17 protein-coding genes are annotated in these 20,672 nt (G+C 54.0%); 11 read left to right on the top strand and 6 right to left on the bottom strand.

Going from position 1 to position 20,672, the window contains the following annotated elements:
* Positions 1 to 9: 9 nt before the first annotated feature.
* The 6 genes from ABXG94_RS09710 (at position 10) to ABXG94_RS09685 (ending at position 7,671) form a co-directional block, all read left to right on the top strand.
* Positions 10 to 1,923 carry a propionyl-CoA synthetase gene (locus ABXG94_RS09710; RefSeq protein WP_353533801.1) on the top strand — a complete coding sequence of 638 codons (1,914 nt, stop codon included), beginning with the start codon at positions 10 to 12 and terminating at the stop codon, positions 1,921 to 1,923.
* The gene (locus ABXG94_RS09705; protein ID WP_353533800.1) at positions 1,920 to 2,270 is read left to right on the top strand and encodes a RidA family protein; all 351 of its coding nucleotides are present in this window, start codon (positions 1,920 to 1,922) and stop codon (positions 2,268 to 2,270) included. The genes ABXG94_RS09710 and ABXG94_RS09705 overlap by 4 nt, the downstream gene beginning before the upstream one ends.
* Positions 2,271 to 2,284: 14 nt before the next feature.
* Positions 2,285 to 3,022 carry an amino acid ABC transporter ATP-binding protein gene (locus ABXG94_RS09700; protein WP_353533799.1) on the top strand — a complete coding sequence of 246 codons (738 nt, stop codon included), beginning with the start codon at positions 2,285 to 2,287 and terminating at the stop codon, positions 3,020 to 3,022.
* Positions 3,023 to 3,117: 95 nt separating this feature from the next.
* Positions 3,118 to 5,526 (top strand): heavy metal translocating P-type ATPase, encoded by a 2,409-nt coding sequence (locus tag ABXG94_RS09695; protein WP_502901698.1) that lies wholly within the window; start codon positions 3,118 to 3,120, stop codon positions 5,524 to 5,526.
* A gap of 10 nt (positions 5,527 to 5,536) precedes the next feature.
* A complete protein-coding gene (cueR, locus tag ABXG94_RS09690) occupies positions 5,537 to 5,947 on the top strand; it encodes a Cu(I)-responsive transcriptional regulator (protein WP_353533797.1) in 411 nt (136 codons plus the stop codon).
* An 86-nt stretch (positions 5,948 to 6,033) separates the two neighbouring features.
* Positions 6,034 to 7,671: a sulfatase-like hydrolase/transferase gene (locus ABXG94_RS09685; RefSeq protein ID WP_353533796.1), complete on the top strand. Its 1,638-nt coding sequence runs from the start codon at positions 6,034 to 6,036 to the stop codon at positions 7,669 to 7,671.
* Here ABXG94_RS09685 and ABXG94_RS09680 read toward each other — a convergent pair.
* Genes ABXG94_RS09680 through ABXG94_RS09665 form a run of 4 tightly spaced genes read right to left on the bottom strand, consistent with a single transcriptional unit; the run spans position 7,668 to position 12,843 of the window.
* Positions 7,668 to 9,365 carry a dipeptide ABC transporter ATP-binding protein gene (locus ABXG94_RS09680; protein WP_353533795.1) on the bottom strand — a complete coding sequence of 566 codons (1,698 nt, stop codon included), beginning with the start codon at positions 9,363 to 9,365 and terminating at the stop codon, positions 7,668 to 7,670. The two genes, ABXG94_RS09685 and ABXG94_RS09680, sit on opposite strands and share 4 nt — an antisense overlap.
* Positions 9,365 to 10,270, bottom strand: coding sequence for an ABC transporter permease (locus ABXG94_RS09675; protein ID WP_353533794.1), 906 nt, complete (start codon positions 10,268 to 10,270; stop codon positions 9,365 to 9,367). The genes ABXG94_RS09680 and ABXG94_RS09675 overlap by 1 nt, the downstream gene beginning before the upstream one ends.
* Positions 10,267 to 11,241, bottom strand: coding sequence for an ABC transporter permease (locus ABXG94_RS09670; protein ID WP_353533793.1), 975 nt, complete (start codon positions 11,239 to 11,241; stop codon positions 10,267 to 10,269). The genes ABXG94_RS09675 and ABXG94_RS09670 overlap by 4 nt, the downstream gene beginning before the upstream one ends.
* Positions 11,242 to 11,262: 21 nt before the next feature.
* Positions 11,263 to 12,843: an ABC transporter substrate-binding protein gene (locus ABXG94_RS09665; protein WP_353533792.1), complete on the bottom strand. Its 1,581-nt coding sequence runs from the start codon at positions 12,841 to 12,843 to the stop codon at positions 11,263 to 11,265.
* Positions 12,844 to 13,325: 482 nt separating this feature from the next.
* Between ABXG94_RS09665 and ABXG94_RS09660 the strand changes: the two genes are divergently transcribed.
* From ABXG94_RS09660 to ABXG94_RS09650, 3 genes are all read left to right on the top strand, one after another.
* The gene (locus tag ABXG94_RS09660) at positions 13,326 to 14,285 is read left to right on the top strand and encodes a TRAP transporter substrate-binding protein (protein ID WP_353533791.1); all 960 of its coding nucleotides are present in this window, start codon (positions 13,326 to 13,328) and stop codon (positions 14,283 to 14,285) included.
* 62 nt (positions 14,286 to 14,347) lie between these two features.
* Positions 14,348 to 14,872, top strand: coding sequence for a TRAP transporter small permease (locus ABXG94_RS09655; protein WP_353533790.1), 525 nt, complete (start codon positions 14,348 to 14,350; stop codon positions 14,870 to 14,872).
* 2 nt (positions 14,873 to 14,874) lie between these two features.
* The gene (locus ABXG94_RS09650; protein ID WP_353533789.1) at positions 14,875 to 16,176 is read left to right on the top strand and encodes a TRAP transporter large permease; all 1,302 of its coding nucleotides are present in this window, start codon (positions 14,875 to 14,877) and stop codon (positions 16,174 to 16,176) included.
* Here ABXG94_RS09650 and ABXG94_RS09645 read toward each other — a convergent pair.
* Both ABXG94_RS09645 and ABXG94_RS09640 read right to left on the bottom strand, forming a co-directional pair.
* Positions 16,173 to 16,694 (bottom strand): winged helix DNA-binding protein, encoded by a 522-nt coding sequence (locus tag ABXG94_RS09645; protein ID WP_353533788.1) that lies wholly within the window; start codon positions 16,692 to 16,694, stop codon positions 16,173 to 16,175. The genes ABXG94_RS09650 and ABXG94_RS09645 overlap by 4 nt on opposite strands.
* A gap of 222 nt (positions 16,695 to 16,916) precedes the next feature.
* On the bottom strand, positions 16,917 to 18,530 hold the full coding sequence (locus ABXG94_RS09640; protein WP_353533787.1) for a GMC family oxidoreductase: 1,614 nt from the start codon (positions 18,528 to 18,530) through the stop codon (positions 16,917 to 16,919).
* 110 nt (positions 18,531 to 18,640) lie between these two features.
* Here ABXG94_RS09640 and ABXG94_RS09635 point away from each other — a divergent pair, with 110 nt between their 5' ends.
* Together ABXG94_RS09635 and ABXG94_RS09630 are read left to right on the top strand one after the other, a co-directional pair.
* On the top strand, positions 18,641 to 19,873 hold the full coding sequence (locus ABXG94_RS09635; protein ID WP_353533786.1) for a TRAP transporter substrate-binding protein: 1,233 nt from the start codon (positions 18,641 to 18,643) through the stop codon (positions 19,871 to 19,873).
* 120 nt (positions 19,874 to 19,993) lie between these two features.
* Positions 19,994 to 20,662, top strand: a complete 669-nt coding sequence (locus ABXG94_RS09630) for a TRAP transporter small permease (RefSeq protein ID WP_353533785.1) — start codon at positions 19,994 to 19,996, stop codon at positions 20,660 to 20,662.
* Positions 20,663 to 20,672 lie beyond the last annotated feature (10 nt).

Below are 20,672 nucleotides of genomic sequence, written 5' to 3'. Positions count from 1 at the left end.
GGGATGACCGTGTCACGCTACGCAGAAACATATGCTGATTGGCAAGCCAATCCCGTGGACTTTTGGGCGAAAGCTGCCGAGGATATCGATTGGTTTTCTCCTGCAACCCAGACCTTCAATGCGGAAAAAGGGGCTTATGGCCGCTGGTTTGACGGCGCGACCTGCAACACCTGCTATAACTGCATAGATCGCCATGTCGAGGCAGGCCAAGGTGCCCGTACCGGCTTGATCTATGACAGCCCGGTAACCGGGGGATCTGCCAGCTATACTTTTGCTGAAATGCAAACTCAGGTTGGTGCGCTTGCGGCTGTGTTACGTCAAAGTGGCGTGGCCAAAGGCGATCGCGTTGTGATTTATATGCCGATGGTCGCCGAAGCCATTTTTGCGATGCTGGCCTGCGCACGCCTTGGGGCCATTCATTCGGTTGTGTTTGGTGGGTTTGCAGCGCAAGAGCTTGCCACACGCATTGATGACGCGGCCCCCAAGGCCATCATTTCTGCGTCCTGTGGCATCGAACCGGGGCGGGTGATCGCCTATAAACCTCTGTTGGATGCGGCAATCGAGCTGTCAGAAAACAAACCAAAGCATTGCGTCATTTTGCAACGAGAGACGCAGCTTTGCACTTTGGTCGCGGGGCGAGACATCGATTACGCCCAAGCTGTCGGCTCAGCAATTGAGACGGGCCAAAGCACAGAATGTGTACCAGTCGCCGCCACAGACCCGCTGTATATTCTATATACCTCTGGCACGACGGGCCAACCAAAGGGTGTGGTGCGTGACAACGGTGGCCATATGGTCGCCCTGAAATGGAGCATGCAATACCACTATGGTTTGACCCCCGGCGATGTGTTTTGGGCCGCCTCTGATGTGGGCTGGGTCGTTGGCCATTCCTACATTTGTTACGGACCACTTCTGCACGGCTGCGCCACAGTGGTCTACGAAGGCAAACCGGTCGGCACGCCTGATGCAGGCGCATTTTGGCGTGTTATCCAAGACCACAAAGTTGCTGCGCTGTTTACGGCACCTACCGCCTTCCGTGCGATCAAAAAAGAAGACCCAACCGGTGCTCTTATTGCGCAATATGACCTTAGCAATTTCCGCACCTTGTTCTTGGCGGGCGAACGCTCTGATCCGGCGACGATCACTTGGGCGCAAGACCATCTCGAACGGCCGGTCATTGATCATTGGTGGCAAACAGAAACCGGGTGGGCAATGTCCGGCAATCCAGTGGGCCTTGGCGCATTTCCGATTAAACTCGGCTCTCCGGGCAAACCGATGCCGGGTTATGACATTCAGGTATTGGATGACGAAGGCAACGAAGTGCCCAACGGCTCTTTGGGAAATATCGTCTGCAAATTGCCTTTGCCCCCATCCGGTTTTCCAACGCTTTGGAAAGCCAAGGATCGGTTCCACACGTCATATATGCAAGAGTTTCCCGGCTATTACGCCACTTCTGACGCCGGCATTATCGACGAAGACGGCTATGTTTTCATCATGGCGCGCACAGATGATATCATCAATGTTGCAGGCCACCGCCTGTCTACCGGGGCCATGGAAGAAGTCATTTCAAGCCACCCTGATATCGCCGAATGTGCGGTTGTTGGGGCTGCAGATGCCCTAAAAGGGCAAATGCCTCTCGGCTTCTTTGTTACAAATGACAATGTGGACCGCGAGGCGGATATTCTTGAAAAGGAATTGGTCAAACTCGTACGTTCCAAAATCGGAGCTGTCGCAGCCTTCAAGATTGCAGTTCAGGTCCAACGTCTGCCTAAAACACGTTCTGGCAAAGTGTTGCGCGGGACGATGCAAAAAATCGCAGATGGTGTAAGTTATAAAATGCCGGCGGCGATCGACGATCCGGCTATTCTTAACGAAATTTCCGACGCTTTGGTTGCGCGTAATTTAATTGGAGAACCTGCATGATCGAACGGATGCACACAGGCGAACGTATGAGCAAGATCGTCAAGCACAACGGTACAATTTACCTTTGTGGACAGGTGGGTGCAGGCGATACGGTCGCGGAACAAACCCAAGATTGTTTGTCACGTGTTGATGGGCTTTTGCGCGAAGCTGGCTCTGATCGCAGCCACATTTTGCAAGCCATAGTTTGGCTATCAGACATGGCAGACTTTGCTGAAATGAACGCCGTTTGGGACATGTGGGTCCCCGCAGGTCATGCCCCCGCGCGCGCGTGTGGAGAGGCAAAACTCGCCCGCGATGCATTGAAAGTAGAAATAATAGTGGTCGCCGCAGAAATAGGCCAAACCTAACAGGGAGAATATCGATGACAGCCGCCGTACAAATGAAGTCCGTGAACAAGTTCTATGGAACTTTTCACGCCCTAAAAGACGTCAATTTATCCGTTGCCAAAGGTGAAAAGATCGTAGTTTGCGGGCCGTCTGGGTCAGGTAAGTCCACGATGATCCGCACGATTAACCAACTGGAAGAACACCAGTCTGGGGACATTTTGATCAATGGCGAGCCCATCAATGCAGACGCGCCAAATATTGAAGAAATGCGGCGTGAAGTTGGGATGTGCTTTCAGCATTTCAACTTGTTCCCGCATATGACAATTCTTGAAAATTGCACCCTTGCTCCAATGTTGGCGCGCAAGATGTCTCAGTCTGACGCCGAAGAATTGGCGATGGGCTACCTAACCAAAGTGCAGATTGATAACCAGGCAGAAAAATACCCAGGTCAACTTTCTGGTGGGCAACAACAACGCGTTGCCATTGCACGCGCGCTTTGCATGAAGCCGGAAATTCTGTTGTTTGATGAACCAACGTCAGCGCTAGACCCTGAAATGATCGGCGAAGTGCTGGATGTTATGACAACACTGGCCGAAGAGGGCATGACCATGATCTGCGTGACCCACGAAATGGGATTTGCGCGCAAAGTGGCAGATCGTGTGATCTTTATGGATGCGGGCACCATCATTGAAGAAAGCGATCCCGAGAGTTTTTTCAACGCACCCAAAAATGAGCGCACGCGCAACTTCTTGGACCAAGTGCTGTCGCACTAGGCCTGATTGGCTGTCCATATTATCGGCAAAGGCTGTTTGCGGCCTTTGCCAATCTGCTTTGAGCCCAGCGTGACTTACGCGATCAAAGCTCAGACATCTCCCCAACCAGAAATATCAGAAATAGTCGGAAAACTCTTGACCTTCCAGTAACTGGAATGCCTAAGTGCCATGTCGAAGCCGGTTCCGAAACTCGGTTCAGGTATCCCGTTCAGGAGACGACAATGGCAAAACCCGAACACGTCACGCTTGCCATTCAAGGCATGTCTTGTGCGTCCTGTGTTGGTCGCGTTGATAAGGCTCTCGCAGCCGCAGAGGGTGTCTCGGAGGTTTCGGTTAATCTGGCCACCGAAACGGCAACAATTCATTATTTGCCAAACGCCACAAGCCCAACCTTGCTTGCCAAAGTCGCTGATGCAGCAGGCTACCCGGCCACGATCTCTGACATGTCCGACCGCAAAGAACAGGCTGAACGCCGCGACCGCAAAGCCGCCGAAACACTGGCCCTGCGCCGTCAGCTTGGTCTCGCAGCTTTGCTGACCATTCCTGTGTTCCTCTTGGAAATGGGCGGCCACGCCGTGCCAGGTTTTCACGCCTTTATTGGTCAAACCATCGGCCACAAGGCCAGCTGGATTATTCAATTTCTACTGACCAGTGCCGTCTTACTTGGGCCAGGCCGGTTGTTTTACTCCAAGGGATTTTCTGCTTTGAAAAAGGGCGCGCCTGACATGAACAGCCTTGTGGCGCTGGGCACAGGTGCGGCCTATTCCTATTCCGTTGTGGCGACCTTTTTGCCAAATGTGCTGCCCAATCAGGTCCGTGCCGTGTATTTCGAAGCTGCCGCGGTGATTGTCGTGTTGATCCTGCTGGGCCGTTATCTCGAAGCGCGAGCCAAAGGGCGCACCGGCGCAGCGATCCAGAAACTGCTGCGTCTGCAAGTACGCACCGCTCGCATAGAACGCCAAGGGGCCATCGACACAATTGACATAGAGGCACTGCAGGTCGGCGACATGGTTGTGGTGCGCCCCGGCGAACGCATCGCTGTGGACGGCAAGGTCATCGACGGCGAAAGCCATGTCGACGAAAGCATGATCACGGGCGAACCGCTGCCAACCTTTAAATCGGCGGGCGCGTTGGTGACGGGGGGTACGGTGAACGGTGTCGGCAGTTTCAAATTTCAAGCCACGCGGGTAGGGGCCGACACAACATTGTCGCAGATTGTGCGCATGGTCGAAGAGGCTCAAAGTGCCAAATTGCCCATTCAGGGCATTGTTGACCGGGTCACGCTATGGTTCGTGCCTGCCGTAATGTTGGCCGCAGCGTCGACGGTATTGGCCTGGCTTTTCTTTGGGCCTGACCCAGCCCTGACCTTTGCTCTGGTCGCGGGTGTGTCGGTCTTGATCATTGCCTGCCCCTGCGCCATGGGACTGGCGACCCCCACCTCAATTATGGTTGGAACAGGCCGCGCCGCAGAACTTGGCGTGCTGTTTCGCAAAGGTGACGCATTGCAAAGCATGAGCTCTGTTGATGTGATCGCATTTGACAAAACCGGGACCCTGACTGTTGGCCGACCGGAACTCACCGCCTACCACGTCGCCGATGGCTTTGATCCTGACAGTGTGCTCGCCAGCATAGCCGCCGTCGAAGAGCTTTCCGAGCACCCGATTGCGCAGGGCATTGTGCGCGCCGCAAAGGCGCAAAACCTTGTGATGCCAAAGGTTTCTGACTTCAAGTCTGTCACCGGCTATGGTGCAATGGCAATGGTGCAGGGTCAAAAACTCATCGTAGGTGCCGATCGCTTTATGCAGCGCGAAAATATCAATCTTGGGGAATTGGGTGATCGCTCTGCGCACCTGGCCGCACAGGGGCAAACCACATTTTTTGCCGCGATCGATGGAAAAATTGCCGCTGTGCTTGGCGTGTCTGACCCCATCAAGCCAGAAAGCAAAGCCGCGATAGCTGCGCTCAAGTCCTTGGGTCTGACGCTGGCGATGATCACCGGTGACAAAATTCAGACCGCCAATGCCATTGCTGCTGAAATCGGTATTGAAAAAGTGTTCGCTGATGTCTTGCCAGCAGGCAAGGGCGCGGCGCTGAAATCGCTTGCAGCTCAGGGGCAAAAAGTTGCCTTTGTTGGCGATGGCATCAATGATGCACCGGCCTTGGCGCAGGCGGATGTCGGGATTGCCATTGGCACCGGCACTGATGTGGCCATTCAATCCGGCGATGTTGTTTTGATGTCCGGGGATCCTCGGGGGGTTGTGACTGCCCTGGATATCTCGCGCCGCACTTTGGCCAATATCCACCAGAACCTGTTCTGGGCCTTTGGCTATAACACCGCGCTGATCCCTGTGGCCGCTGGTGTGCTTTATCCGGCCTTCGGCCTGTTGTTGTCGCCGGTTCTGGCCGCCTTTGCTATGGCTCTGTCGTCGGTCTTTGTTCTCACCAATGCGCTGCGTTTGCGGAAAATCCCCGCAGCCATAGACAGCCTCGGCGACCCAAGCTAAGGAGCGCACCATGAATATCGGAGAAATATCCCGCCTATCAGGCCTGCCCGCCAAAACCATTCGCTATTACGAAGACATTGATCTTGTCACACCTCAGCGCAGCGCAAACGGGTACCGCAGCTTTCGCGATAGTGACTTGCACAAATTGGCCTTTCTGGGTCGCGCCCGGGCTTTGGGTTTCACCATCGAAGATTGCCGTACTTTGCTGGCACTTTACGAAGACGAAAGCCGAAAAAGCGCCAGCGTGAAGCAGGTGGCTCAACAACATCTCGCCAAGATTGACGACAAGATTTCCCAACTTCAGGCCATGCGCACAACTCTCAGCCATCTGGTGTCAGCCTGCGCGGGCGACAACCGCCCAGATTGCCCGATCCTCGAAGACCTCGGCACGCTAGAGGCCAACGCATCAGACAGCGAATGACCGGTGTCAAAAGCTAAGTTTTTTGCCTAAGCTGCACTGAAACTGTCCAAAAGACACTGAAACTGTCCAAAAGAAATGTGCCGCTGATGAATATTCTCTACATCATGTTTGATCAGCTTCGGTTTGATTATCTCAGCTGCGCGGGTCATCAAAGTTTGCAAACGCCTCATATTGACCGGCTTGCGCAAATGGGCGTGCGATTCACCAATGCGTACACGCAGTCCCCCGTCTGCGGGGCCGCCCGGATGAGCGCCTATACAAGCCGTTATGTCAGCTCACACGGGGCACAGTGGAACGGCCATCCCCTGCGCGTTGGCGAACCCACCCTCGGCGATCACCTGCGCGAGGCCGGCATGGGGTGCTGGTTGATCGGAAAAACCCACATGAACGTGGATGCCAAAGGCATGGCGCGCCTCGGTCTAACGCCAGACAGCATCATTGGTGCCCGTCAGGCAGAATGCGGGTTTGATGTCTATGTGCGTGACGACGGCCTTTGGGCCGAAGGCCCCTCTGGCCCCTATGACACCAAGCGCAGCCCCTATAACGAATATCTAAAGTCCAAGGGATATGCCGGTGAAAACCCTTGGGTGGATTTTGCCAATGCGGGCAAGGATGGTGACTTTATCGCCAGCGGCTGGTTCATGGAAAACGCCGACAAACCGGCCAATATCAAAGAAGAAGACAGCGAAACCCCTTGGCTGACGACCCAAGCGATAGAGTTCACCAAACAGGCCACTGCCCCTTGGTGTGCCCATGTCAGTTATATCAAACCCCATTGGCCCTATATTGTGCCCGCACCCTATCACGACATGTACGGCCCCCAAGACATTCAGCCCCCGGTGCGCGCAGATCACGAATTACAGGACCCGCATCCCATATATCAGGCCTTTACAAATGGCAGGATCGGCCAAAGCTTTGCGCAGGACAAAGTGCGAAATAAAGTCATTCCCGCCTATATGGGCTTGATCAAGCAGTGTGATGATCAAATTGGCCGCTTGCTGGATCATTTGGAAGCCAGCGGCCAGCTCGAAACCACCATGATCATACTCACATCAGATCACGGCGATTATCTTGGCGATCACTGGATGGGTGAAAAAGACCTGTTTCATGCGCCATCCGTCAAAATTCCGGCCATTATCTACGATCCCAGACCAGAGGCCGACACCTCTCGCGGCACCACATGTGACGCTTTGGTCGAAGCCATTGATCTGACAGCCACCATCATCGCCGCCTCTGGGCGCGACATCCCGGATCATATCGTCGAAGGCCGGTCGTTGCTGCCCTATCTGCGCGGCGAAACGCCCCAGAATGCACGCGCATTTGTCGTCAGCGAATATGACTATTCCAAACACCCCGTGGCAGAGGGCCTAAAGGTCAGCCCGCGGGATGCACGCATGTTCATGGTGGCGGATCATGATTGGAAGCTTGTGCATTGCGAAGGCAACATGCCACCCATGCTGTTTGATCTTAAAAATGACCCGCAAGAATTGAAAGATTTGGGGCGTGATCCCTCTTTTGAAAATGCGCGCAAAGACATGTATGCCAAGCTTCACAGCTGGGGTTTGCGCATGTCGCAGCGCCTGACGATATCTGACGCCGAGATTGTTGCACAAAGGCAAGACAAGGGTACAGGCGTTATGCTGGGCCTTTATGACGACCAGGATGTCGCGCCAGACCTGGTTGCGCGCTACAAGGGCCGAATTCCAACAGACACTGGTGCCTAACCCGTTTTGCGCCACCCCATTGGCATGACCGGTGTCAGTTTCAGCAAGGTCTTGGTGTAATCCGCCTGCGGATTTTCAAACAAGGCTTCAGTGTCCCCGTGCTCTTCAATCACCCCATGACGCAGCACCACGATGTCGTCAGCCATCTGGCGCACGACCGACAGATTGTGGCTGATAAACAGAATTGTCAGCCCAAAGGTGGATTGCAGATCTTTCAAAAGGTTCAATATTTCCGCCTGAATTGACACATCAAGCGCCGAAGTTGGTTCATCACAAATCAAAAAGCGCGGTCGGGCCAGCAGGGCGCGCGCCACCGCAATGCGCTGTCGTTGGCCCCCGGAAAACTGATGCGGATACTTATCAATGGCCTCAGGGGCCATGCCGACCAAATCCAGCATGGCAGCGGCCAGATCGCGGCGCTCGTCGGCGTCTTTGACCAGATCATACAACCACAAAGGCTCGGTCAGAATGTCGCCTACGCGGTGGCGGGAATTCAGACTGGAATAGGGGTCTTGAAACACCATCTGGATCAATTGGCGCGATGGATGTTTGCGCCCACGTGCTTTGCCTGCTGGCAAAATTTCATCACCCAGCGTCACGCTGCCATCGGTATGTTGGATCAATCCGGTGATCGCCTTGGCCACAGTCGATTTGCCAGACCCGCTTTCGCCGACAAGCCCCAGAATGCTGCCTGGGCGTACATCAAAGCTGATGCGTTGCAGGGCCGTAAAGGCCTCGGGTTTGCGCCAAACAGATGTGCGGGTACCGGGAAATTGCACCTCCAGACCTGACACTTTCAAGCCTGTGATGTCTTGCTTTTGCCCCTCAAGCAACCAGCGCTCTGCTCGGTCACCGGGGCGATCTGTACGTGCCCCGAGACTTTCATCTACTGGCACGCGAAATCGATCAATTTTACGGTCAAGCGGCGGCACTGCATCCATTAAGGCCACCGTATAGGGGTGCTCTGGACGCCCCAGAACCTGTTGCGTTGGGCCCGTTTCCATCACGCGCCCCTTGCGCATCACAGTGACATTATCGGCGATTTGGGCAATCACGCCGATATCGTGTGTGATCAGCATAAATCCGATCTTGCGTTTATCTGCCAGTTCACGGATCAGATCGAGCACCTGACTTTGCACCGCCACATCCAGCGCAGTGGTTGGCTCGTCTGCGATGATCAATTCGGGATTGGTACAAAGCGCCAAAGCAATCACCACCCGCTGCCGCATACCGCCTGAAAATTGATGCGGATACTCCTTGATACGGGTATCTGCATCGCGAATGCCAATCTCTTCCAGCAAATCTATCGACTGCTGCCGCGCCGCACGGGTGCCAATATCCTCATGCGATTGAATGGTCTCGATCAGCTGATCTTCGACAGTCATCAACGGGTTTAGGCTGGTTTGCGGATCCTGAAAAATCATCGAAATCCGCTTGCCGCGCAGGGCGTGGGCCTCATAGGTATCGAGGCCGCGTAAATCTGTATCCCCCAGTGTGATGCTGCCATCAGAAACGTAGCCGGGCCGCTGCAACAGGCCGATGACCGCCGCACCAACCGTGGATTTCCCCGCCCCGCTTTCCCCCACAAGCCCGTGGATTTCACCCGGGGCGATCGAAATCGCGACATCCTCGATTGCGGTGACATCGCCAAACCGAGACGGAAACTTGACCGTTAGATTTTCAACCTTCAGCATCAGCGCAACCTTGGGTTAAAGACGTCTCGCAAGAAGTCGCCAAGAATGTTGATCGACACCACAAGCGCGACCAGAAACAGGGTCGGGATCCACAAGATCCACCATTCACCAGACAGCAGGAATTGCATTCCAATGCGGATCAGCGTGCCAAGGCTGGGGCTGTCAGCAGGCAGGCCAATCCCAAGAAAAGACAGTGTGGCCTCTAGCAAAATCGCCGAGGCCAAATCGACGGTCATGATGACCAAAAGCGGTCCCAAAATATTGGGCAGAATATGCACAACCATCACCCGGATAGGACGTTGCCCCATCATAATCGCGGCCTGCACGTATTCCTTATTCATCTGCACAAAGGTCGAAGCCCGCGCGGTACGTGCGAAATTCACCCAAAGCGACAAAGCAATCGCCAGGGTCAAAACAGCAACGCGCAGATCCTGTTGCACGTCTGCAGGCAATATGCCCCGCGCAATGCCATCTATCAGCAAGGCGGTCAGGATGGCGGGCAACGCAAGTTGGATATCAGCGATCCGCATGACAATCGCATCAAAGCGCCCGCCATAATATCCCGCGGCCAGCCCCAGACCCACGCCTAGGACCGTGGCAATCACCATGGCGGCCAGGCCAATGATCAGCGACAGCCGCGCACCATACAGGATGGATGAAATCATATCGCGGCCCTGATCATCGGTGCCCAAGGGGAACTTGGGGTTGCCAAATTCTTCCCACATCGGGGGCAGCAGGCCGTCCATCAGGCTAAAAGATGCTAAATCATAGGGGTTGGTCGGCGCTAGCCAGGGGGCAAAGGCCGCGCCAAAAATGATGGCGATTGCAACAATTGCCGCGATGATCGCAGCGGGCGAATGGGAAAACAGCCAAAGGCCTTCGTGGCGTTTGATAAAACTCATCATGAAACGTCTGCAACCCGCAATCTTGGGTCAATCGCCACATACAGCAGATCAACAATCAGGTTCACCACAACAAAGAAAAACGCGATCACAACAAGATAGACCCCCATCACCGGGATATCGACAAAGCGGATGGATTCCAGAAACAACAGGCCCATACCGGGCCACTGAAACACGCTTTCAGTGACAATCGAAAAGGCAATCACCCCGCCAAACTGCAAGCCAATAATGGTGATCACGGGCACCATAGTATTGGCCAGGGCATGTTTGAAATACAGCCGCCGCATCGGCACGCCGCGCGCGGTGGCAAAACGGATGTAATCAGACCGCATCACATCCATCATCTCAGCCCGCACCAAACGCATGGTCAATGTCAGCTGATAGACACCCAGGGTGATCGCTGGCAGCAACAGCGCCCGCCAACCTTCAAGCGTCAAAAACGACGTCTCCCATCCACCCAATAGCACTGTGCCACCACGTCCAAAAGTAGGCAGCCAACCGAGCAGAACGCCAAAAAAGAAGATCAGCATGATGCCTATCACAAAGGTCGGGATCGACACCCCCACAAGCGTGGTCATCAATATGGTCTGGGTCACAAACCCGCGTGGTTTTAACGCGGTATAAACCCCAGTTGGGATGCCCACGGCCAGCGATATAATCAACGCCACAATCCCCAGTTCCAAAGTCGCGGGGATGCGACTGGTGATCATCTCGGCCACCGGTTGCCGGGTGCGATAGGAAAACCCAAAATCGCCCTGCAACATATTGCCAGTAAACCGTGCGAACTGCACCACAAATGGGTCATTCAGTCCCAGATCTTCGCGCAGTTTCTCTTGGTCAGTGACAGAGGTCTCAACCCCGGTCATCTGACTGATCGGATCCCCCACATATCGAAACAGTGAGAATGCCAAAAAGGCGACGGCCAGCATCACAAAGACGGACTGGACCAGACGCTTTAGGATAAAATATGCCATCGCCTTCTTCGTTCGCTAGTCTTAGTTCACCGTGACCCAACGCAGCATAAAGAAGTTGTCTGCGCGCTGCGTCAGATCAACATTGTCTTTGGCTGCCCAAATCAATGGCTGGGTATACAGTGGGATATAGGCGACTTCGTCCTGGGTAATCGACACCACTTCGTCGATCAACATTTGCCGCTTGGACGGGTCGATTTCGCGCTGGATCAGTGGCAGCAATTCATCCACGCGTGCATTGGAATAATTGCCAAAGTTCCAAGACCCCAGTTTCTTTTCATTGTCTTGGCTATGCATCAAGAAACGAATGGGGTGTTCCATATCAAACGTACCTGGCGACCAGCCCAGCAGATACATATCAAAGTCGTCTTCGCGCAGCTGTGGCCAGTAGTCACGCACCGGGCCGGTGCTCAGCTCTGCGTTCAGGCCCACCGCCGCAAACATTGATGCCGCCGCACGGCACAATGCTTCGTCATTGATGTAACGATCATTTGGGCATTTCAGACCAAAGCTGAACCCATCAGGGTAACCGGCCTCGGCCAACAAGGCTTTGGCGCGCGCCGGGTCATAGGCGGGGCGATCTGGGTTCGCATCAGAATAGCCAGAGATATTGGCCGGCACCAACTGCGAAGCCGCTTCGATCTTGCCCCGGAACAGCACCCGGTCAATCGAGGCCAAATCCAAAGCGTGGGCCGTGGCCAAGCGCACTTTCGGGTCGGCAAATGGGTTTGCGTCGCTGACATCTGATGAATACAGCAGCGTTTCATGTTCATGACCAAAACCAAACATGATCACGCGGGTTTCTTCGCCTTCCAGCACCTTAAAGCCATCGCGGCTTTCGACCTGCTGCACGTCTTGCAGCGGGATAGGTTGGATAAAGTCGATTTCACCAGACAATAACGCCGCCAAACCGGTAGCCGAATTGCCAATGGGGGTGAATACACCTTCGGTCACGTTGTGATCTACCTGATCCCACCAGCCCGCATGTGGCGATAGCACGGTTTTCACACCGGGATCACGACTTGCCAATGTAAAGGCACCGGTGCCGTTCACATTCATTGTGGCATAATTTTCAGCATCACGCGCGGGCAGGGCCGCATCGTTGCTTTTTGCCCAATCCTTATCCAGGATCATAAAGTTGGCGATACTATCGGGGAACAACGGGTTTGGGGCCTTGGTGACAAAGTCGATGGTGTAATCATCCACCACCCGCACGTCAGCCACCGGCGCAAACCACGACCGCACATCTGCGGCCTCGCTCGAGGCCCGCTGATAGGAAAACATAACGTCCTCAGCATTAAACGCCGCGCCGTTTTGGAATGTCACCCCTTGACGCAAATTGAAACGCCAGCCGTTTTCGCCCTCTAGGGGTTCCCAAGACGCCGCAAGGCTGGGTTCTATCGCCATGTCTTTGCCACGGCGTACCAAGCCTTCGTATATATTGTTTAGAAACGACAAAACCGGCGCAGAGTTTACTGCATGAGGGTCCATCGTTTGCGGGTCGGTTGTCGACGCCCATTTGAATGTTTCTGCCGACGCGCCCATGGCTGCAAACAGCATGGCACCGCCAACAAGGGCCGAATTTTTGAGTAATCTTGTGCGCATTTTTTACCCCTCCAGGATTCCTGATAGCGCTAAGCCTGACGTAATCTGACCACAGGTCAAGGGAGTTGACTGTGCAAACTTGGCATCTGGGTTGTGCAGATTTGCTTCATCTTGCCCGAATTTGGCAGCCAACGTGGCATAAGTTCAGGGGGTAGCCGGGGCAACTTAGGCCAAGATCACTCGCTGCTAAAGCGCACAATTTGCCAAATAAGGGCCAATTAAGGCCACGGTTTTGCTTGGGGCAAAGCTCAATATTGTTTTGCGCAGATCCGAAATTTGCCAAGGTGCTGTTAGCAATGAATAGCGAGCGTATCAAACCAACATGCTGATTTTAAAGCCAAAATAGGCTCCGCTTGAATTTTTCACCGGTACCTTGTGTACCTTTTTCAATTTTAATGTTGCTTTATTTGCAAAACGTTGACATTTTATAAACGTAATGCGGAAATGGGTTCAAACGAATCCAACCGATTTGGGAGAAGACAATGAAACATGCAATTTTTGCTGTCGCGGCGACGGTATTGGCGACAAGCGTCGCAGCCGACACTTGGGACATGCCCACACCTTATGGGGACTCAACGTTCCACACACAAAACATCGCGCAGTTTGCGGATGATCTGCGCACCGCGACAGATGGCAAGCTTGATATCACGCTGCATTCTGCCGGGTCATTGTTCCCCCACGCTGAAATCAAATCCGCAATCCGGTCGCGCCAGGTACCGATTGGGGAATTCTTTTTGTCGCGTCTTTCCAACGAAGATCTGGCCTTTGGCCTAGACAGCCAACCCTTTGTGGCCACCAGCTACGACGATGCGCAATCGCTCTGGGCTGCCCAGCGTCCAGTTGTGACAGAACTGCTTGCCAAAGAAGGCCTGATGCCGCTGTTTTCCGTGCCATGGCCCGCGCAAGGTCTGTACACCAATGGTGAAATCGCCACAGTTGACGATCTAAACGGTCTGCGCTTTCGCGCCTATAACGCCGCCCTAGAAGAATTCGCAACGCTCGCAGGCGCGGCCCCGGTTCAGGTCGAGGCCTCTAACATCCCGCAAGCATTTGCCACCGGTCAGGTTGCGGCGATGATCACGTCGCCCTCAACCGGCGTAAATTCCACGGCTTGGGACTTTGTCACCCATTACAGCCCCATCAACGCATGGGTGCCCAAAAACATCGTTGTGGTGAACAAACGGGTTTTTGACCGTCTGGATGCGGACACGCAGTCTGCCGTCTTGGCCGCCGCGGAAACCGCAGAGGCACGCGGCTGGGCAATGTCTGCCGCGGAAGCCGACAGCAAAACAGCTGCCCTGGCCGCCAATGGCATCATTGTATATCAGCCAAGCGCCGAATTGGTTGCTGGCCTGCAGGGCATCGGCCAAACCATGCTCGAGAATTGGAAATCCAAAGCATCTGATAGCGCCTTGGCCATTCTGAACGCCTATGACAACTAAGGCCAGAACATCTGGGCCGGCAAATCTCTTGCCGGCCACTTTGCTGCGGGGAGGCAGGTAAAATGGCACGAATATTGACCAAACTTTACGATGTGGCGGGGGCCATCGCCGGGATCTTGATCCTGTGCATCTGCCTGTTGATCTCAGCGCAAATCATTTTGAACGGTGTTGGGCGCATAAGCCCAGGGTTGCTGCCGTCAACCATCCCGTCCTATGCAGACTTTTCTGGCTTTATGCTGGCCGGGGCCACCTTTCTTGCCATGGCACACACGTTGCGGGCAGGGGGCCACATTCGCGTCAATCTGGTGACCCAGCGTTTGCCCTTAGCGCTGCAAACGCTGCTCGAAGGTCTGACCCTGACCATCGCCGCGCTTTTGACAGCCTATGCCACCTACTACATGGGCGCGCTTGTCGCAGAAAGCTGGCATTTTGGCGACGTCTCCAATGGGATCGTGCCGATTGCGCTCTGGATTCCCCAATCGGTGGCCTTTGTTGGGCTGGCCCTGCTGACGCTGTCAGTCCTGCACACTCTGGTTGATCTCGTGCAGGCAGGCAAACCTGTCCTTGCAACCCCGGACGAGGTGTAACCATGGCTGATCCTTTAATTGCGCTGCTTCTGCTTACAATGTTGATCGGTTTGCTGGCCGCAGGCGTCTGGGTGGCGGTGGCTCTCAGCCTGATTGGCTTGACTGCCTTGGTGTTTTTTACAAATGCCCCTGCCGGACTGATCATCGCCACCACCTTCTGGGGCCATTCACACAGTTGGGCTTTAACCGCACTGCCTCTGTTCATTCTGATGGGCGAGATTCTCCTCCGGTCGCGCCTAAGTGATGATATGTTCAGCGGCCTGGTGCCATGGCTGGGTCGCGCGCCAGGACGTTTGCTGCACGTCAATGTCTTTGGCTGCGCGATCTTTGCCGCTGTGTCGGGATCGTCTGCTGCGACAGCAGCCACCATTGGCCGCATGTCCGTGCCCGAACTCACCAAACGTGGTTACCCGGAAAGCCTAATCATCGGGACGCTGGCGGGGTCCGCCACATTGGGGCTGCTGATCCCACCTTCGATCATTCTGATCGTTTACGGCGTCGCAACCGAGCAATCCATCGCCCGGCTGTTTGTGGCCGGAGTCTTGCCGGGCTTTATGCTGATTGCTTTGTTTGCCGGGTACGTTGCTGTGCGGGCCTGGATGAACCCAAACCTTATTCCCCCAATCGATCAAAGCTTTTCTCTGCGTGAAAAGCTAAAGGCATCCCGCAACCTTGTGCCTGTTGCCTTGCTGATAGGTGGGGTGATCGGGTCGATCTATGGCGGGCTGGCTTCGCCAACCGACGCAGCCGCGCTGGGCGTCGTTCTGGCCACTTTGCTGGCCTGGCTGTCTGGGTCATTCAGTTGGGCGTTGTTTGCCCAGGCCGTTATGTCGGCCACACGCACCTCTTGCATGATTGCGCTGATCCTTTTGGGGGCAGCCTTCCTCTCGGTCGCCATGGGCTTCACGGGGCTGCCGCGAAATCTGGCCTCTTGGATTGCCGACATGAACCTGTCGGCCACAACCTTGCTCTTTGTGCTGACAATCTTTTTTGTTGTCCTTGGTTGCTTTTTGGATGGCATCTCCGTGATTGTACTCACCACGTCAATCATCATGCCGATGGTTGCCACTGTTGGCATCGATCCACTGTGGTTTGGAATCTATCTGGTGATCGTTGTCGAAATGAGCCAGATCACCCCACCGGTCGGTTTCAATCTGTTTGTGATTCAGGGGCTGACAAACATCAATATCCTAAGAATCGCCAAAGCGGCTTTTCCTTTTTTCCTATTGTTGCTGCTCGGTGTGGTTCTGATCACGGTCTTTCCGCAAATTGTCACCAAGTTGCCGAATATGATGGGACGCTAAAGCGAGGTGGCCGCGCGGCTGGCCTGATCATATTGCCCGGAAAGGGTGCGCAGATTGGCCGCCATCTCGCGCATCTCTTCCCCGGTCATATCCAACCGCGACAATCCGTCCAGAAAACAACGCTCGCGCACATCCCGATAGGCTTCACACAGGGCGGCACCCCTGTCTGAAGTGCGGTAAAACACTTCTTTTCCACGTTTTTCAGAGCGCAGAAGTTCCATTTTCATAAGTTTTCGCAGGGCATAATTCACCACATGCGTGTCCTCGATATTCAGCAGGAAACAAATATCGGTCAGACGCTTGTCCCGCCCCCGGTGATTGGTGTTGTGCAGCACCAAAATTTCAATGGGTGTCAAATCTGTATTGCCCGCGGCTGACATGCAGCGCGTCATCCAGCGTGAAAACGCATTGAACGCTATGATCATGCCATATTCGACTTCCGAGGCTTCCCAGCCTTCACCCTCAGCAAGGTGCCGGGACGAGACAATGCGGCGTTTGGGGTTGGTTTCGTCGTTCATACTGCCAGCTCACCTTTGTAATATGTTGGTGACAAGTATACAAAATGAAATCAAACTCTGCCAACCGCAATCTCGACAATTGGTCACTGGCAGTTCACCACCCAGATCCCTTGGCAAAAAAATTCCCTTGGCAAAAAAATGCCCCATCGCCGGTGGACAGTGGCGACGGGGCGAAAGCTACGCCAAATAAGGGGTCTGGCGCAACTCAACTCTGGTGGACAACTAGCCCGCGGCGTGATCCTCAAGGATCAAATCGCTGCATTTTTCGCCGATCATGATGGCAGGCGCATTGGTGTTGCCGCTGACAATTTCCGGCATGATCGAGCAGTCAGCGACCCGCAATCCAGAGATGCCATGAACCCGCAGACGCGCATCAACAACAGCCGCAGAGTCATTGCCCATTTTACAGGTGCCGGTGGGGTGATAGATCGACGCGGTATTGTTCCGGGCCCAATCCAACGTCGCATCATAATCGTCCATATCCAACGAAGCATCCGGACGATATTCCAACGAAATTTTCGACGTCAGCGGCGCATGACGCGCGATCCTGCGCGCGATATTCACACCTTCCACAACGGTGCGGCAATCTGTTTCAGTCGACAAATAGTTGGGTATGATTTTCGGATAGGTCTTTGGATTATCAGACACAATTCGAATTTCGCCCTTGCTCTCCGGCCGCAGCTGACAGACCGACATGGTAAAGGCCGAAAACGGATCTGCACCTTTGCCGGGGTTTTCCGCAGACAGCGGCTGCACGTGGAATTGAATATCGGGAGTCTCAAGCTCGGGGCGGGTTTTCATAAAGCCACAGGCCAAAGAGGCGGCCATGGTCATGGGGCCTGCGCGATACATTGCATATTTCAAGGCAATAAACGCCTGACGATACAGCGTGCGCACTTCATCGTTCAACGTCGGTTCGTTGCACTTATAGACCAAGCGCGCTTGCAGGTGATCCTGCATATTTTTGCCAACGCCCGGCAGATCTTTTTTCACTTCAACACCAGCGTCTTTCAGCTGCTCAGCCTCGCCAATGCCCGAAAGCATCAACAACTGCGGTGAATTGATCGCGCCGCCGGACAAAATGATTTCTTTGCTGGCATTGATCGTGTGGCTGCGCCCGGACTTATCCAAATAGGTCACACCGGTGGCGCGCGTGCCATCCAACTCGACCTTTTGCACCAATGCATGGGTGATGATCTCTAGGTTTTTGCGACCTTTGACCGGGTTCAGGTAAGCCACAGCAGAGCTGCAACGGCGGCCATTTTTGGACGTCAGCTGGAAAAACCCAACGCCTTCTTGAGTGGCCCCGTTGTAATCTGGATTAAACGGATAACCTGCGGCCTGTGCTGCGGCGACCCAAGCGTCGGTGATTGGGCGCTGAATGCGCATATTTGACACTGAAAGTGGGCCGTCTGATCCGTGATAGTCATCCGCGCCGCGCTCGTTGTTTTCCGCCCGTTTGAACAGCGGCAAAACATCGTCATAACTCCAGCCCTGGTTGCCCATTTGCTGCCAACGGTCATAGTCCGCCGCTTGACCGCGCACATAAAGCAAACCGTTCAGCGACGAAGAGCCGCCCAGAACCTTGCCGCGGGGCCATTCAATCGAGCGGCCATTCAAGCCGGGATCAGGCTCTGTTTCGTAACACCAATCCACGGATGGGTTGTGTATGGTTTTGAAATATCCAACCGGAATGTGGATCCACGGATTCAGGTCTCTGCCACCTGCCTCCAACAGAACGACATTTACCGAAGGGTCTTTGCTGAGACGGTTGGCGACAACACATCCCGCCGAACCCGCGCCTACAACAATGTAATCGACATTCTTAGGACTCATCGGCTCCTCCCAGGGATTGAAAATCAACGTGCAGGTTTTCCTTGCCTTTTGATTCATAATTCAATAAAAATGATACTGCAAGTCTCAAAAATGAACAGGGAGGATAGTTCATGAAAGTTTCTGACAAGCTCAGCGGGATTTCACGTCGCGATCTTTTTAAGCTCGCGGGCCGCTACGGAATGTCGTCTACGCTGCTTGCTGCTGGTGCCTTTACAGGCGCTGTCACCATGCCTTCGCTCGCAAGAGCGGTCGAATCGACCTACGACAAACGCTATAAAAAAGAAGCTAAGCATGTGTTAAAATTCGGGGCGTCCGGATTTAATGCGCGTAACCTTCTGATTGAGCGCGCAGGCTGCCTCGAATTTGCACGTGACCTCGAATCACGTACAGATGGCGAAATTCGCGTTGAATTTATCGGTGACAACCAAATCTGCGGTCAGCTTTCCTGCGTAGAGAAAACACAATTGGGTATTGTCGACATTTACGCGGCATCAACCCAAAACTCTGCGGGTGGTGCACCCTATTTGAACGTTCTGGATTACGCCTATGTATTCCCAGGTCGCGCATCTCAGTACCACTTCCTTTACAGCCCAGAATCAAACAAGATCCTGCGCGAGCCACTCGAAAAGCGTCACGGTCTGAAGTTCCTCTTCAGCCATTGTGAATTGCGTGGCCTGCAAATGGGTTCAAACTTCCAAGACAAACCAACTGTCACAAAGCTGGAAGAACTGTTTGGCACGAAAAACCGTGTAACAGGAACGCAGCTGGGTCGTATTGCGATGCAGCTTCTGAACCTGAACCCGGTTCCAGTGGCTTGGGAAGAAACACTCGACGGTCTGAAAACAGGTCTGATCGATGGTGCAGAAACATGGGCGTCTGCGGTTGCATACGCAAACATGTCACCTGTTGTGTCCCAGTCTGTTGATCTGAAATTCTTCTGCGGTACCGAGCACACCTCGATGTCTGCAAAAGTATTCGACAGCCTTGACGGTCACCTGCAAGACGCGGTTATGGAATCTTCCTACCTCGCACAGGTTCACGTCCAAGCAGCCAACGAAGCAGCTTTGGTTAAAACTGTTGGTCAGTCTGACCCACAGCTTCCAAACACAATCTTCGCTCAGCATGGCGTGCGTAACGCATTCTTGGGTGATGATCAGATCAAAATGGCCGAAGAAATGTGTTCACCAGAGTTCCAGCCAGCGGCTTGGGAACAGTGGCGCGAGCGCATCAACAAATGGGCCGGCGGCCTGGATACCTATTCCGAACTGCATCGCGTAGCCCGCGAAGTAGACGCGAATATGCTGCCAGAAAACGTCGAACCACGTCGTTGGTGGAAAGCCTAAGACCTATCGATTTTGGCGGCGGGTCTTTACCGGCCGCCATTTTTGTATTTCGCTGACTCTGGGCGGCTACAAACAATCCAGCACATCGAAATCGTGTCGGTCCCTGGGAGGAGACAGTTTATGACAACACTCTTTAGCGAGATGTTTGCGATCATTGGGGCAATTTTGTCCAATGATGCGTGGGAAATGAGCAGTGCGATGGAATCAAACGGCATTTGGCTGTTGGGCGCATTCATCACAATTCTTGGAGGCGGGTTCTTCCTGCTGATCTATCATTATGTTCCGTGGGTAGAGCGGAATTTCGAAAGCACGATCATGGTCACAACGTACCTACTGATCGGCACGATTATCTTTGTCGAAGTGTTCCGCCGCTTTGTTCTGAACGTACAAGCGCCGTGGTCCACGACTTTGCCGCCGTTTATGTTCCTAATCATGACCTGGGCGGGCTGCGCATATAACGTTAAACTTCGCACCCATTTGGCGTTTGCGGAATTTCGCTCCAACATGCCGCGCCCGTTGCAATTTGCATGCCTGACGCTCGATTTCGTGCTTTGGATGGGCTTTGCTTGGGTGGTGATTGTGACGTCAACAATTGTTGCAACAAACTCTGCGTCGAATTTTCAAATCCTTCTGGGCACCGACAACGTGCTTCAGTGGTGGTTTCTGGTCTTTGTTCCCCTTAGTTTTGTTATGATTGCTGGCCGGACGATGGAAAATTACTTGCAGGACTATAGAAATCTTCGTTCAGGCGAGCCGCTTATTCAAGCCGCTGCCATTGGTGAAGGATAATAGGTGACAC

Origin of the sequence: Cognatishimia sp. WU-CL00825, assembly GCF_040364665.1 — a bacterium.
Classification (GTDB): Bacteria; Pseudomonadota; Alphaproteobacteria; order Rhodobacterales; family Rhodobacteraceae; genus Cognatishimia.
The sequence above is the reverse complement of the archived record's forward strand: the minus strand, read 5'-3'. Positions and strand labels throughout refer to the sequence as shown.

Coding starts and splice junctions, on each gene's coding strand:
- cueR (WP_353533797.1), top strand. CDS start 5,537: ATGAATATCGGAGAAATATCCCGCCTATCAGGCCTGCCCGCCAAAACC.
- ABXG94_RS09635 (WP_353533786.1), top strand. CDS start 18,641: ATGAAAGTTTCTGACAAGCTCAGCGGGATTTCACGTCGCGATCTTTTT.
- ABXG94_RS09650 (WP_353533789.1), top strand. CDS start 14,875: ATGGCTGATCCTTTAATTGCGCTGCTTCTGCTTACAATGTTGATCGGT.
- ABXG94_RS09675 (WP_353533794.1), bottom strand. CDS start 10,270: ATGATGAGTTTTATCAAACGCCACGAAGGCCTTTGGCTGTTTTCCCAT.
- ABXG94_RS09685 (WP_353533796.1), top strand. CDS start 6,034: ATGAATATTCTCTACATCATGTTTGATCAGCTTCGGTTTGATTATCTC.
- ABXG94_RS09670 (WP_353533793.1), bottom strand. CDS start 11,241: ATGGCATATTTTATCCTAAAGCGTCTGGTCCAGTCCGTCTTTGTGATG.
- ABXG94_RS09630 (WP_353533785.1), top strand. CDS start 19,994: ATGACAACACTCTTTAGCGAGATGTTTGCGATCATTGGGGCAATTTTG.
- ABXG94_RS09660 (WP_353533791.1), top strand. CDS start 13,326: ATGAAACATGCAATTTTTGCTGTCGCGGCGACGGTATTGGCGACAAGC.
- ABXG94_RS09655 (WP_353533790.1), top strand. CDS start 14,348: ATGGCACGAATATTGACCAAACTTTACGATGTGGCGGGGGCCATCGCC.
- ABXG94_RS09700 (WP_353533799.1), top strand. CDS start 2,285: ATGACAGCCGCCGTACAAATGAAGTCCGTGAACAAGTTCTATGGAACT.
- ABXG94_RS09645 (WP_353533788.1), bottom strand. CDS start 16,694: ATGAACGACGAAACCAACCCCAAACGCCGCATTGTCTCGTCCCGGCAC.
- ABXG94_RS09665 (WP_353533792.1), bottom strand. CDS start 12,843: ATGCGCACAAGATTACTCAAAAATTCGGCCCTTGTTGGCGGTGCCATG.
- ABXG94_RS09705 (WP_353533800.1), top strand. CDS start 1,920: ATGATCGAACGGATGCACACAGGCGAACGTATGAGCAAGATCGTCAAG.
- ABXG94_RS09680 (WP_353533795.1), bottom strand. CDS start 9,365: ATGCTGAAGGTTGAAAATCTAACGGTCAAGTTTCCGTCTCGGTTTGGC.
- ABXG94_RS09640 (WP_353533787.1), bottom strand. CDS start 18,530: ATGAGTCCTAAGAATGTCGATTACATTGTTGTAGGCGCGGGTTCGGCG.